The 12401-nt window shown below is 69.9% G+C and carries 13 protein-coding genes; 3 read left to right on the forward strand and 10 right to left on the reverse strand.

From position 1 onward, the window contains the following. The first annotated feature begins 15 nt into the window (after positions 1 to 15). A complete protein-coding gene (gene serS / locus RCO38_RS20765) occupies positions 16 to 1332 on the forward strand; it encodes a serine--tRNA ligase (RefSeq protein WP_308330349.1) in 1317 nt (438 codons plus the stop codon). A gap of 85 nt (positions 1333 to 1417) precedes the next feature. Here serS and RCO38_RS20770 read toward each other — a convergent pair whose 3' ends face one another. The 4 genes from RCO38_RS20770 to RCO38_RS20785 form a co-directional block, all read right to left on the reverse strand. Next, the gene (locus RCO38_RS20770; RefSeq protein WP_308330350.1) at positions 1418 to 1633 is read right to left on the reverse strand and encodes a hypothetical protein; all 216 of its coding nucleotides are present in this window, start codon (positions 1631 to 1633) and stop codon (positions 1418 to 1420) included. A gap of 96 nt (positions 1634 to 1729) precedes the next feature. After that, a complete protein-coding gene (locus RCO38_RS20775) occupies positions 1730 to 2593 on the reverse strand; it encodes a peptidoglycan DD-metalloendopeptidase family protein (protein WP_374694567.1) in 864 nt (287 codons plus the stop codon). Further along, positions 2590 to 3753, reverse strand: a complete 1164-nt coding sequence (locus RCO38_RS20780; protein ID WP_308330351.1) for a Gfo/Idh/MocA family protein — start codon at positions 3751 to 3753, stop codon at positions 2590 to 2592. The genes RCO38_RS20775 and RCO38_RS20780 overlap by 4 nt, the downstream gene beginning before the upstream one ends. Beyond that, on the reverse strand, positions 3750 to 4286 hold the full coding sequence (locus RCO38_RS20785) for a DUF4399 domain-containing protein (protein ID WP_308330352.1): 537 nt from the start codon (positions 4284 to 4286) through the stop codon (positions 3750 to 3752). Before RCO38_RS20785 ends, RCO38_RS20780 begins: the two co-directional genes overlap by 4 nt. Before the next feature lie 217 nt (positions 4287 to 4503). Here RCO38_RS20785 and RCO38_RS20790 point away from each other — a divergent pair, with 217 nt between their 5' ends. Beyond that, entirely contained in the window at positions 4504 to 6624 is a 2121-nt protein-coding gene (locus RCO38_RS20790) for an alpha/beta hydrolase family protein (RefSeq protein ID WP_308330353.1), read from the forward strand. Positions 6625 to 6642: 18 nt separating this feature from the next. Here RCO38_RS20790 and RCO38_RS20795 read toward each other — a convergent pair whose 3' ends face one another. Beyond that, positions 6643 to 7275 (reverse strand): MSMEG_1061 family FMN-dependent PPOX-type flavoprotein, encoded by a 633-nt coding sequence (locus RCO38_RS20795; protein ID WP_308330354.1) that lies wholly within the window; start codon positions 7273 to 7275, stop codon positions 6643 to 6645. Between the two features lie 23 nt (positions 7276 to 7298). Here RCO38_RS20795 and RCO38_RS20800 point away from each other — a divergent pair, with 23 nt between their 5' ends. Further along, entirely contained in the window at positions 7299 to 8090 is a 792-nt protein-coding gene (locus RCO38_RS20800) for a tRNA-uridine aminocarboxypropyltransferase (RefSeq protein WP_308330355.1), read from the forward strand. Here RCO38_RS20800 and RCO38_RS20805 read toward each other — a convergent pair. The 5 genes from RCO38_RS20805 to RCO38_RS20825 form a co-directional block, all read right to left on the reverse strand. Further along, positions 8060 to 8506, reverse strand: coding sequence for an SRPBCC family protein (locus RCO38_RS20805; protein WP_308330356.1), 447 nt, complete (start codon positions 8504 to 8506; stop codon positions 8060 to 8062). The two genes, RCO38_RS20800 and RCO38_RS20805, sit on opposite strands and share 31 nt — an antisense overlap. A gap of 101 nt (positions 8507 to 8607) precedes the next feature. After that, positions 8608 to 10095, reverse strand: coding sequence for a protein adenylyltransferase SelO (locus RCO38_RS20810; protein WP_308330357.1), 1488 nt, complete (start codon positions 10093 to 10095; stop codon positions 8608 to 8610). 180 nt (positions 10096 to 10275) lie between these two features. Further along, positions 10276 to 11343 (reverse strand): 3-isopropylmalate dehydrogenase, encoded by a 1068-nt coding sequence (leuB, locus tag RCO38_RS20815; RefSeq protein WP_308330358.1) that lies wholly within the window; start codon positions 11341 to 11343, stop codon positions 10276 to 10278. A 110-nt stretch (positions 11344 to 11453) separates the two neighbouring features. Beyond that, the gene (leuD, locus tag RCO38_RS20820) at positions 11454 to 12101 is read right to left on the reverse strand and encodes a 3-isopropylmalate dehydratase small subunit (RefSeq protein ID WP_308330359.1); all 648 of its coding nucleotides are present in this window, start codon (positions 12099 to 12101) and stop codon (positions 11454 to 11456) included. Positions 12102 to 12112: 11 nt separating this feature from the next. Further along, positions 12113 to 12367, reverse strand: a complete 255-nt coding sequence (locus RCO38_RS20825; protein WP_308330360.1) for a hypothetical protein — start codon at positions 12365 to 12367, stop codon at positions 12113 to 12115. Positions 12368 to 12401 lie beyond the last annotated feature (34 nt).

Consider the following 12401-nt stretch of genomic DNA (forward strand, 5'->3'; position numbering starts at 1 on the left):
ACCTACAATCGACAGATGCTAGACATCCTCCACCTCCGCAAAGACCTGGACGCCGTCGTCGCGCGCCTGGAAACCCGCAAGAACCCCCAGCCCTACCTCGACGTGTCCGCCTACCAGGCGCTGGAACACGAGCGCAAGGCACTGCAGACCCGCACCGAAGCCTTGCAGGCGCAGCGCAACAGCCTGAGCAAGCAGATCGGCATGCTCAAGGGCAAGGGCCAGCACGCCGAAGCCGATGCGGTGATGGCCCAGGTCGGCGAGATGAAGGCCGAGCTGGAAGCCTCGGCCGCCCGGCTGGACGTGATCCAGGGCGAGCTGCAGAACCTGCTGCTGGCGGTGCCTAACCTGCCGCACGAGAGCGTGCCCGTCGGCGCGAGCGAGGAGGGCAACGTGGTGGTGCGCCAGTGGGGCACGCCGCGCAGCTTCGACTTCGAGGTGCGCGACCATGTGGACATTGGCGAGAAGCTGGGCCTGGACTTCGACACCGGCACCAAGCTGGCCGGTTCGCGCTTCACCTTCATGCGCGGGCCGATTGCCCGCCTGCACCGCGCGCTCGCCCAGTTCATGCTGGACACGCAGACGCAGCAGCACGGCTACACCGAGTGCTACACGCCCTACATCGTCAACGCCGGCACCCTGCGCGGCACCGGCCAGCTGCCCAAGTTCGAGGCCGACCTGTTCGCGGCCAACAAGGGCGGCCAGGAGGGCGCGGACGAGAACCAGGCGCTGTACCTGATTCCGACCAGCGAAGTGACGCTGACCAACGTGGTGCGCGACACCGTGCTGGCCGAAGCCGAGCTGCCGATCAAGATGACGGCCCACACGCCCTGCTTCCGTTCCGAAGCCGGCAGCGCCGGGCGCGACACACGCGGCATGATCCGCCAGCACCAGTTCGACAAGGTCGAGATGGTGCAGATCGTGCACCCCGAGAAGAGCTACGAGGCGCTGGAAGAGATGACCGGCCACGCCGAGGCCATCCTGCAGGCGCTCGGCCTGCCCTACCGCGTGATGAGCCTGTGCACGGGCGACATGGGTTTTGGCGCGAGCAAGACCTACGACCTGGAAGTCTGGGTGCCGGCGCAGGGCACCTACCGCGAGATCAGCTCGGTCTCCAACTGCGAAGCCTTCCAGGCCCGCCGTCTGCAGGCGCGCTTCAAGAACGCCCAGGGCAAGAACGAACTGGTGCACACCCTCAACGGCTCCGGCCTGGCCGTGGGCCGTGCCCTGGTGGCGGTGCTGGAGAACAACCAGAACGCCGACGGCAGCGTGACCGTGCCCGAGGTGCTGCGCCCCTACATGGGTGGCGCAGAGCGCATAGGCGGCGCTGTCTGATTCGAGGATGCCGCGGAACCGGCTCCGCCGGGCCGCAGGCATCGCCCCCTGGAGGGGGTGACGCCGCAGGCGGCGCGGGGGTGGGCTAATTCAGCCGGAAACCCTTCGCCTGCATGCAGTGGCGGACCAGTTCCTCGGCTTGGTCCCCCTTGATTTTCGCCAGACCGGTCTGGAACTTGCACTCCGACTCCACGTTGGCGGTGTCGAAGGCACTCACCCCTTCCTTCTGCCATTGCCGCTTGGTGGACGAACACGCCGCCAGGACGATGAGGATGGCAATGGCGAGCGGCAAACGGTACACAGGGCCTCCGGGGCGGACATTCGGGCGACAAGGGGGAGCGCGCATTGTGCCTGCGGCGCTCCGGCCGGCCGCCATTCCCCGCCCCAGAAAACGGGATCAAGCGTGAATAAACAACGCCGGATCGACCGCGGTCCGGTTGAGCAGCACGCTCCAGTGAAGGTGCGGGCCGGTGACGCGGCCGGTGGCGCCCACCGCGCCCAGGACCTGGCCGGCCGCCAGCACATCGCCCACCCGCACCTCGATGCGGCTGAGGTGGCACAGCATGGACAGCAGCCCACCGCCGTGGTCCAGCCAGACCGTCTGGCCGTTGAAGAAGTAGTCGCCCGTGTCGACCACCCGGGCTGCGAGCGGGGCCCGCACCGGCGTGCCAGTCGCCGCCGCGATGTCCATGCCGCTGTGAGGCTGGCGCGCCTGCCCGTTGAACACACGCCGCAGTCCGAACGAGCTGGAGCGGCGCCCGTCCACCGGCGCCAGCATGCGCAGCCCGTCCGGCAGCGGTTCGCTGAACCGGGCCATGACCGCCTGCTGGTGGCTGCGCTCGCGCTCGTGCCGGGCCAGGTCCTCGGGCGAGAGTTCGACCGTGCGCGGGGCGACTTTCAGTCGCTGCTCGGCGTAGGCCTTGGGCCCGATGCGGTAGGGCAGGGCGCGCCGGGTTCCGCCGTCGGTCTCGACCTCGATCTGTGCGTCCCCGGGCACGGCCGACAGCGGAATGCCGACCAGCGCGGTCCAGCCGGCTGGGGCACCCAGCACCAGCAGGGGCACCCCTTCTGACCAGGCCCGGGGCCGGTCCGTGGCGGTTTCCAGCGCCAGCCGGGCGACACCGCCGGGCACGGCCGATGCCAGTGGCCAGTCGGTGGGTTGCAGGTCTGCGGCCTCGGCCCGGTCCGCGCTGAGCGCACCCAGACCCATGGCGGCCAGGGCGCCGAGCACCTGGCGGCGGGAGCGCGTGGGCAGCGTCATGCCGCGGTCCAGGCGCCGCCGGCCTGTGCCGAGCGGATCACCGCGTCGACAAAGCGCATGCCCATCCAGCCGTCGTGCGCGTTGGGGAAGTGCAGGGCCAGCGGGTCGGGGCTCTGGCCGGCGCGCCGCGCCGCGATGGCCTCGGCCGCGTCCGAATAGAGGTTGGCGAAGGCCTCGGGAAAGCCCTCCGGATGGCCGGCGGCCACGCGGGTGCTGCGCAACGCCAGCGGCAGGGCGCCCGGGCCGCGTGGGGTCAGGCGCTGGGCGGGCGCGTCCAGCGGCTTGAAGTCCAGCACCTGCGGATGCTCCTGCTGCCACTCGACCGTGCCGAGTGAGCCGCTGACGCGAATGCGCAGTCCGTTCTCGACCCCTGCCGCGGCCTGTGTCACCCAGAAGCTGCCGCGCGCACCACCGGGCATGCGCAGCAGCACACCGGCAAAGTCGTGCGCTTCGCGTTCGGGCACCACGCAGCCCAGCTCGGCCGCCAGTTCCGCCACCTCCAGCCCGCTGATGAAGCGCAGCAGCTGGTGGGCGTGGGTGCCGATGTCGCCCATGACCAGCGAAGGCCCGCCGCGCGCCGGATCGGCCTTCCAGGCGACGCGGCCCGGGCCGGGCTTGGCTCGCCCGCCCTGCACGTACTCCACCTGCACCAGACGGATGTCGCCGAGCTGGCCCTCGGCCACCATGGCGCGCGCCTGCCGCACCATGGGGTAGCCGCTGTAGTTGTGGGTCAGGCAGAACACCCGGCCGCTGGCCTGGACCTTCTCGTGCAGCGTCTGCGCCTCGGCCAGGGTGTTGGTCATCGGCTTGTCGCAGATCACGTCGAAGCCGTGGTCCAGCGCCGCCATCGCAGCGGGGAAGTGGCCGTCGTTGGGCGTCATGACCGCCACCGCGTCGATGCCGTCGGGGCGCTGCGATTCGGTGGCCAGCAGGGTGGCCAGGTCGGGGTGACAGCGTTCCGGCGCCAGACCCAGAGCCAGGCCGGCCGCCACCGAGCGCTGCGGGTCGGACGAAAGCACGCCGGCCACGATCTGATAGCGGTCGTCCAGCCGGGCCGCCATGCGGTGGATCGGCCCGATGAAGGAGCCCGGGCCACCGCCGATCACGGCGAGGCGGAGGCGGCGCCCGAGCAGGGCGATGACGGGGTTGAGCGCGTTCATCGGACGGTGATGGTGATGCGGTCGCTCATCACGACCGGGTGGTGGGGAATGTGGTTCTGGTCGCCCAGCACCAGCTGCAGCGTGTGCTGGCCCGGCTTGAGGTCCAGCGACACCTCGGTCTGGCCGGCGCCGAAGTGGCGGAAGTTGTCGTTGGCGGGCAGTGGCGCATTGGCGTCCCATTCGTTCACGTTCACCAGCAGGTGGTGGTGGCCGGTGCCGGCCTTCTCGACGCCGGCCGGTGCCACGCCCATGCCGCTGAGGCCGAACACGACCTTGACCGGGCTGCCCACCGTCGCACCGTCGGACAGGTTGACGAAGTACAGCCGGGCGCCCGCCGGCGCCTCGGCCTTCTTGTAGCCTCCTGCCAGCACGGGAGTGCTGGCCGTGACTTTGGGCGCTGTGGTGGCGCCCGCCGGGGAATGCACGGCGCTGTGCATGCCGCCGTGGTGGGCACGCATGGAGGCGCTGCAGGCGGACAGTGCAAGGACCGCGGCGGCGGCGCCTGCGAGGGCGAGGCGGGAAGTCAGGGACATGGGTCTCTCCTCGTGGTTGGGAGGCCAGAGCATACGCAGTTGACCACCGGGCCCGCAGGCGTTACCTGCGGATACAGGCGGCGCAGGGTTCCCGCACGGGACTCAGGGAAAACGCCCGGAACGCTGGCGCCCGGCCCTGCAGCGGCGTACAAGGGTGTGCGGTCCATCACAAACAAGGCCTCCCGGCGCCCTGGGTGGTCGCCATCAGGAGACACCCATGACGCCTTTTCATGCCCGCCCGGTCGCGGTCGTCCTGTCGCTCGCGCTGATCGCTGTTGCCGCCGGGGCGCAGACCGTGTCGGTGCGCGACGACGACACGGCCAGCCCGTTCCCGAGCAACCGCCACACGGTGCTCGACTTCGGCAACGCGACCTTCCGCCGCGTCCACCTGCCCAGGCCCGACTGTGCGGTGCGGGTGAGCGACTGCCAGGACATCGACGTCATCAACACGCTCGACGGCTTCTCGACCCAGCCGCGCATCACGGTGCCGTTCACCGGCGACATCGATGTGAACTCGGTCAGCAGCGAGACAGTGTTCCTGTTCAACCTGGGCGACACGCAGAGCCTGCGCGGCTTCGGCCAGAAGGTGGGCATCAACCAGGTGCTGTGGGACCCGGCCACGCGCACGCTGGTGTTCGAGCCCGACGAGCTGCTGACCGAGCGTTCGCGCTATGTGCTGGTGGTGACCAACGGCGTGCGCGACGCCCGGGGCCGGCGCATCGTGCCCGGCGCCGCGCAGGGTGGTGGGCGCGACGGCGCGGAGCACCACCGCGAGATGCGCGAGGGCGCGTCGGCGGCGCGGGTGGGGCGCGGGCTGGCCGTGGCGGCCGCCTCGGTGTTCACCACGCAGAGCGCCACCGGGGACCTGGTGAAGGTGATGCGCCGCATCAAGTCGACGACCCCTGCGCCGGTGGATTTCATGATCGGAAGCGCCAGTGGGGCGCCGGTGCGCGCGGTGTTTCCGCTGGCCGGCATCGCGGCGGTCGACCTGCAGCGCCAGGTCGGGGCCGCCCCGGGAGCCCTGGTGCCCCAGGCCGTGCCGCTGGCGGCGCTGTTCGCGGCGGGGAACACCGTCGGCCAGCTGGCCTACGGCCGCTTCCAGTCGCCCAACTACCTGGCCGCCGGCCAGTACATCCCGCCGACGCCGACGCTGCTGGGCCGGCCCCAGCCGCAGGGGACGAACGAGCTGGTGTTCCAGCTCTTCCTGCCGGCCGGTGCGAAACCCGCGGCGGGCTGGCCGGTGGCGATCTTCGGCCACGGCTTCACCGACAGCATGTTCGGCGCACCGTGGACCGTGGCCTCGGTGCTGGCCTCGCGCGGCATCGCGACGCTGTCGATCAACGTGGTGGGCCACGGGGGCGGTGCGGCCGGCGTGCTGAACCTGAGCACCGCGGGCGGTGTGGTGTCGGTGCCGGCGGGCGGCCGGGGCTTCGACCAGGACGGCAACGGCGCCATCGACAGCACCGAGGGGTCCAGCGCCGCACCGCCGCGCTCCGCCATCTCCAGCCGCGACGGCCTGCGCCAGACCGCCATCGACCTGATGCAGCTGGTGCGCCAGATCGAAACGGGTGTGGACGTGGACGGGGACGGCAGCGCCGACCTCGACGCCCAGCGCATCTATTACGCCGGCCAGTCCTTCGGCGGCATCTACGGCACCCTTCTGCTGGGCGTGGAGCCGTCCATCCAGGCGGGTGTGCCCAATGTGCCGGGCGGCTCCATCGCCGAGGTCGCACGGCTGGGCGCGTTCCGCGGCCTGACCGGCTTCGCGCTGGCCACCCGGGTGCCGCAGCTGCTGAACCTGCCGCCGTCGACCAGTCTGCCGGTGCCCTTCAACTTCTTCGAAAACATGCCGCTGCGCGACCAGCCACCGGGGGTGAACAACGTGCCGGGAGCGATGGAGATCGCACAGGTGATCGACCGCTGGGAATGGGTGCAGCAGGCGGGCAACCCGGTGTCCTACGCCCACCTGATCCGCCAGCAGCCGCTGCCCGGCAGTGCGGCCAAGCCGGTGATCCTGCAGATGGCCAAGGGCGACCAGACGGTGCCCAACCCGACCTCCACCGCTATCGTGCGCGCCGGTGGCCTGCAGGCCCAGACCACCTATTTCCGCAACGACCTGGCGGTCGCCGCGAACCCGGCGGTGCCGAAGAACCCGCACACCTTCCTGACCGGGCTGGCGAGCCCGGCGGGACCGACGATCGCGGTGCTGGCGCAGGTGCAGATTGCGGAGTTCTTCCGCAGCGGGGGCAGCCTGGTGATCGACCCCGACGGGCCCGGCCCGCTGTTCGAGGTGCCGCTGGTGCCGCCGCTGCCCGAGGGCCTGAACTTCCTGCCCTGAGGTGCGGCGGGAACGCCGTCAGAGCGTCTGGCGGTAGCGCTCGAGCATCTGCTCCTGCGTTTCCGCGGCGACCTCCTCGCCGCGGAATTCGCGGATCTGGTCACGCATCATCTCGGCCATGCTGGGCAGTGCGGACCGGTCGACCTGGTGGCCCGCGTCCCACAGGTGCGAGCGCATCAGCGCCTTGGCGCAGTGCAGGTAGCAGGCCTGCACTGTCACCCGGATCGCCAGCTTGGGGCTGCGTCCGGGCTCGGCGCAGCGCTGCAGTTCACCCGGATCGACGCTGAGCACGGCGCGGCCGTTCACGCGCAGGGTTTCGTCCACGCCGGGGATCAGGAACAGCAGCCCGACCGGCGCGCCCGCCTCGCCGCCGCGCACGATGTTCTCCAGCGTGTCCAGCCGGTTGTTGCCCGGTGCGTCGGGGATGAGCAGGGTGTGGGCGTCCGGCGCATGCACGAAGCCCGGTGCACCGCCGCGTGGCGAGGTGTCCAGACCGTGCGGGTCATCGCCGCTGCCGATCACCACGAAGGGCGAGAGGCCGATGAAGCGGCGCGCGTGCGCGTCGAGTTGCGGCATCTCTTTCTTGGACGAGCGCTCGCGCACCGGGTCGTAGAGCGCGCGCAGGGTGTCGATGGCGGTCAGGATGTGCATCGCAGGAAGCATACATTTGACGGATGTCCCCTGCCACCCCGGAACCCTTCGCCCTCTCCACACCCCACGCGGTCGCGCGCCAGCGCGCCCTGCGCCTGGCGGCCGCCAGCAAACCCTATGTCGCCCGCGGTGCCGGCCTGGTGCGCTGCAGCGGCTGCCGCCTGCCCGAGACCCACTGCATCTGCGCCCTGCGGCCGGTGGTGCCGTCGAACGCGGGCTTCTGCCTGCTGCTGGGCGACATCGAGGCGCTCAAGCCCACCAACACCGGCTGGCTGATCGCCGACGTGGTGCCCGACACCTGGGCCTTCGGCTGGTCGCGCACCGAGGTCGACCCGGCGCTGCTGGCCTTGCTGGCCAACCCGCAGTGGCGGCCACACGTGGTGTTCCCGACCGAGTACGCCGCGCCCTCGCGCGCGGTGACGGCGCCGGTGACGGACGACGGGCGCCGGCCGCTGTTCGTGCTGCTGGACGGCACCTGGTCCGAGGCGCGCAAGATGTTCCGCAAGAGCCCGTGGCTGGACAGTTCGCCCGTGCTGGGGCTGCAGCCGGCGCACGCCTCGCGCTACCGGCTGCGGCGCTCGGCGCAGGACCACCACTTCTGCACCGCCGAGGTTGCGGCGATGTGCCTGGACCTGGCCGGTGATGCCGCCGCCGCCGAGGCGCTGGACGCCTGGTTCGGCCTGTTCAGCGAACGCTACCTGAGCGCAAGGGGCCACCAGCCGCTGTCGGCGGGCAGCGAGGCGGAGCAGCGTGTGCGTGCGCTGACCTCAGCGTGGGGGCCTGTTCAACCCGGGATGTCGGGTTCGACCAGCTGAGCCAGCAGCGCCAGCGTCTCCTGCCAGCCGAGGTAACACATCTCCACCGGGATGGCCGCGGGAATGCCTTCCTGCACCGCGGTCAGCTCGGTGCCGCAGGAGACGGCCTTGAGGCCGATGGTGGTGATCATCTGGCCGGGCAGGTTGGGGTCGTCGAAGATGTCGGTGTTGACGATCTTCTCGTTCGGAACCAGTTCCAGGTACTTACCGCCGAAGGCGTGCGTCTGGCCGTTGCTGAAGTTGGTGAACTGCATGCGGTAGACGCCGCCGACGCGCGCGTCCATCTCCAGCACGCGGCCGGTGAAGCCGTGCGGCGGCAGGAATTTGGCCATCGCATCGGGGTCGAGGAAGGCGCGGTAGACGCGCTCGGGCGGTGCCTTGAGGACACGGTGGAAGCGGACGGTGCCGGTGCTCATGGGAGGTCTCCTTTCAGGATCGGACAGTGTGGTCGAAGTCGGGACCGCCGGGGTCCTGACAGCACGACGAAGCAGGACCGGCGTTTTCGACAACCGCCGCGTCAGGTGCCGCAGAAAGTGCGGTAGCCCTGGGTCTGTTCGGGAGTGCCGGGCAGGGCGGCCGGAGCGTCGTCGCTGCGTTCGGTGTACGGGTCGGTCACGATGGTCAGCAGGCGTTCGAAGGCCCGCAGGTCGCCTGATTCGGTGGCGGCCTCCAGCGCATTCTCGACCAGGTGGTTGCGCGGGATGAACAGCGGGTTGGTGGCGTCCATGCGCGCGGCCACGTCGTGCGCCGGCTCGCCCTGGGCGTCCACACGCTGTTGCCAGCGCGCCAGCCAGTCGCCCGTCGCTGCGTGCTGATCGCCCCAGAGCGCGAGCCAGTCCTGCAATGCGCCGCGCAGCACCGACGACAGGCGGCGGAAGCCGAGCGTGAAGTCGGCGCGGTGCCCGTGCATGAGTTGCAGCAGACTGTTGACCAGGGCGCGGTCGGCCTCGTCGTCGGCCGCATCGCCGCGCAGCCCCAGCTTGAGGCGGTGCAGGTTCAGCCAGTGCCGGTCGAAATGTCCAGCGAAGCCCTCGAGCGCTCGGGTGGCGGCGGCCAGCGCCTGTTCTTCGTCGGCGTGGAACAGCGGCAGCAGGGTTTCGGCCAGCCGCGCGAGGTTCCACTGCGCGATGCCCGGCTGGTTGCCGAAGGCGTAGCGGCCGTGGGTGTCGATGGAGCTGAAGACGGTCTGCGGGTCGTAGGGCTCCAGGAAGGCACAGGGACCGTAGTCGATGGTCTCGCCCGAGACGGTCATGTTGTCGGTGTTCATCACGCCGTGAATGAAGCCGACCGACATCCACTGCGCGACCAGCCGGGCCTGGCGCTGCACCACGGCCTCGTAGAAGGCGAGGAAACGGTCTTCACGGCCGACCAGCGCCGGGTCGTGGCGGCCGATGGCGTGGTCCGCCAGCAGGCGCACCCGTTCGGTGTCGCTGCGCGCCGCGAAGAACTGGAAGGTTCCGACACGGATGTGGCTGGCCGCGACGCGTGTGAGGACCGCACCGGGCAGCGGACGTTCGCGGCGGATGGTTTCGCCGGTCGCCACCGCCGCCAGCGCACGCGTGGTCGGGATGCCCAGCGCGTGCATGGCCTCGCTGATCAGCACCTCGCGCAGCACCGGCCCCACGGCCGCCTTGCCGTCGCCGCCGCGCGAGAACGGCGTGCGGCCCGAACCCTTGAACGCGATGTCGCGGCGCCGGCCCTGGCGGTCGATGACTTCGCCCAGCAGCAGGGCGCGGCCGTCGCCGAGCTGCGGCGAAAAGCCGCCGAACTGGTGGCCCGCGTAGGCCTGCGCCACGGGCTGGGCGCCTTCGGGCACACGGTTGCCCGCGAACACCGCCAGACCGTCGTCCGACGCCAGGGCCTCGGCATCGAGCCCGAGTTCATCGGCCAGGCCACGGTTGAGGTGCAGCCAGCGCGGCGCCGGCACCGCCGCCGGCTGCCAGGGCACGGACAGGCCGTCCAGCCGCGCGTAGGCGTTGTCGAAGGGGAAGAGGGGAGAGGACACGGAGAGGGTCTGGAGCGAGGAAGCGCCCATTGTGGGCGTGCACCAAAGACCTTGAGGAACGCGTGTCTCCGGCCGGAGCACCCGTGGAACCGGCTCCGCCGGGCCACAGGGTGCGTCCCCCCTCCCAGCGCCGCAGGCGCGCCAGAGAGGGGGGAAGCCGCGCAGCGGCGCAGGGGGGAGTTACAGAGCCCTTACCACCGCATCGCCCATCTCCACGGTGCCGACCTTGGTCGTGCCCTCGCTCCAGATGTCGCCGGTGCGCAGGCCCTGGGCCAGCACCTTCTGCACCGCAGTTTCAATGCGCTGGGCGGCTTCCTCCTGGTTGAGCGAGAAGCGCAGCATCATCGCGGCCGACAGGATGGTCGCCAGCGGGTTGGCGATGCCCTTGCCCGCGATGTCGGGCGCGCTGCCATGGCTGGGCTCGTACAGGCCCTGGTTCCGGCTGTTGAGCGAGGCCGAGGGCAGCATGCCGATGGAGCCGGTCAGCATCGAGGCTTCGTCGGACAGGATGTCGCCGAACATGTTGCCGGTGACCACCACGTCGAACGCCTTGGGGTTCTTCACCAGCTGCATGGCGGCGTTGTCCACGTACATGTGCTCCAGCGCCACGTCGGGGTACTGGGCGTGCACCTCGATCACGGTGTCCTTCCAGAACTGGAAGGTTTCCAGCACGTTGGCCTTGTCGACCGAGGTCACCTTCTTGTTGCGCTTGCGTGCGGCCTGGAAGGCGACGTGCGCGATGCGCTCGATCTCGGGCTTCGAGTAGCGCATGGTGTCGAAGGCTTCGGGCGCGCCCTTGAACTCGCCGTCCGGTGCCTCGCGGCGGCCGCGCGGCTGGCCGAAGTAGATGTCGCCGGTCAGCTCGCGGATGATCAGGATGTCCAGGCCCGCCACCAGCTCGGGCTTGAGGCTGGAGGCGCCGACCAGCTGCTCGTAGCAGATCGCGGGGCGGAAGTTGGCGAACAGGCCCAGGTTCTTGCGCAGGCCCAGGATCGCCTGCTCGGGGCGCAGCGGGCGGTCCAGCTTGTCGTACTTCCAGTCGCCGACGGCGCCGAACAGGATGGCGTCCGCCTCCTTGGCCAGCTTGAGCGTGGACTCGGGCAGCGGGTGGCCATGCGCGTCGTAGGCGGCGCCGCCCACCAGGGCCGATTCCATCTCGAACTTCAGGTCAAGTGCGTCGAGGACCTTGACCGCTTCGGCGACGATTTCGGTGCCGATGCCGTCACCGGGGAGAACTGCGATTTTCATGAGAGAGCTTCAGTGTGGGTTGGTTTGTTCGAGGTTGCCGTGGAACCGGCTTTGCCGGGCCACTGGCAACGCCCCCTTGAGGGGGTGACGCCGCAGGCGGCGCGGGGGTGTTACATCGTTTTTGCCAGCCAGGGCTTGGTCGCCAGACGCTCTTTCTCGAACGCCTCGATCTTGTCCTTGTGGCGCAGGGTCAGGCCGATGTCGTCCAGGCCGTTGATCAGGCAGTACTTGCGGAAGGCGTTGACCTCGAAGGGGATCTCCTCGCCCTGCGGCTTGACGATCACCTGGCGCTCCAGGTCGATGGTCAGTTGGTAGCCGGGGAACGCGAACACTTCGTTGAACAGCTGGTCTACCTGCGCCTCGCTCAGCACGATGGGCAGCAAGCCGTTCTTGAAGCAGTTGTTGAAGAAGATGTCGGCATAACTGGGCGCGATGATGGCGCGGAAGCCGTACTGGTCGATGGCCCAGGGCGCGTGCTCGCGGCTGGAGCCGCAGCCGAAGTTGCGGCGCGTGAGCAGCACCGAGGCACCCTTGTACCGCGGCTGGTTCAGCACGAAGTCGGGGTTGGGCTTGCGCTGGCTCTCGGGCACGCCGGGTTCGCCCGGCTGGTCCAGATAGCGCCACTCGTCGAACAGGTTGGGGCCGAAGCCGGTCTTGCGGATGGACTTGAGAAACTGCTTGGGGATGATGGCGTCGGTGTCGACGTTCTCACGGTCCATGGGGGCCACGAGGCCCTGGTGAATGGTGAATGTCTGCATGGTGTGGGTGTTCAGTTGGTCGCGCCCTTGACGGCTTCGCCGGCTTTCTCCAGCCCGGAGCCGACCGCCTGGCCGGCGGACTTGCCGCCTTCGACGGCTTTGTCCTTGATCTCGATGGCCTTGTCGACCACCACGTCCTTGACCTCGATGGCTTTGTCCTTGACGACGTGGGCGTCCTGCTTGACGCCTTGCACGGTGTTGGAGCTGCAGGCGGCCAGGGACATCAGGGCGATGGTGACGAGCAGGGTCTTGAACGAAGAAGACATGGCGGGCTCCTTGGGAAAGTGCACGGAAAACAGA

The sequence above is a fragment of the Hydrogenophaga pseudoflava genome (genome assembly GCF_031020795.1).
GTDB classification, from domain to species: domain Bacteria; phylum Pseudomonadota; class Gammaproteobacteria; order Burkholderiales; family Burkholderiaceae_C; genus Hydrogenophaga; species Hydrogenophaga pseudoflava_A.

Excerpts from the sequence above, each read along its gene's own strand:
- serS (WP_308330349.1), top strand. The coding sequence starts at position 16 with ATGCTAGACATCCTCCACCTCCGCAAAGACCTGGACGCCGTCGTCGCG.
- RCO38_RS20775 (WP_374694567.1), bottom strand. The coding sequence starts at position 2,593 with ATGACGCTGCCCACGCGCTCCCGCCGCCAGGTGCTCGGCGCCCTGGCC.
- RCO38_RS20780 (WP_308330351.1), bottom strand. The coding sequence starts at position 3,753 with ATGAACGCGCTCAACCCCGTCATCGCCCTGCTCGGGCGCCGCCTCCGC.
- RCO38_RS20785 (WP_308330352.1), bottom strand. The coding sequence starts at position 4,286 with ATGTCCCTGACTTCCCGCCTCGCCCTCGCAGGCGCCGCCGCCGCGGTC.
- RCO38_RS20790 (WP_308330353.1), top strand. The coding sequence starts at position 4,504 with ATGACGCCTTTTCATGCCCGCCCGGTCGCGGTCGTCCTGTCGCTCGCG.
- RCO38_RS20795 (WP_308330354.1), bottom strand. The coding sequence starts at position 7,275 with ATGCACATCCTGACCGCCATCGACACCCTGCGCGCGCTCTACGACCCG.
- RCO38_RS20800 (WP_308330355.1), top strand. The coding sequence starts at position 7,299 with ATGTCCCCTGCCACCCCGGAACCCTTCGCCCTCTCCACACCCCACGCG.
- RCO38_RS20805 (WP_308330356.1), bottom strand. The coding sequence starts at position 8,506 with ATGAGCACCGGCACCGTCCGCTTCCACCGTGTCCTCAAGGCACCGCCC.
- leuB (WP_308330358.1), bottom strand. The coding sequence starts at position 11,343 with ATGAAAATCGCAGTTCTCCCCGGTGACGGCATCGGCACCGAAATCGTC.
- leuD (WP_308330359.1), bottom strand. The coding sequence starts at position 12,101 with ATGCAGACATTCACCATTCACCAGGGCCTCGTGGCCCCCATGGACCGT.
- RCO38_RS20825 (WP_308330360.1), bottom strand. The coding sequence starts at position 12,367 with ATGTCTTCTTCGTTCAAGACCCTGCTCGTCACCATCGCCCTGATGTCC.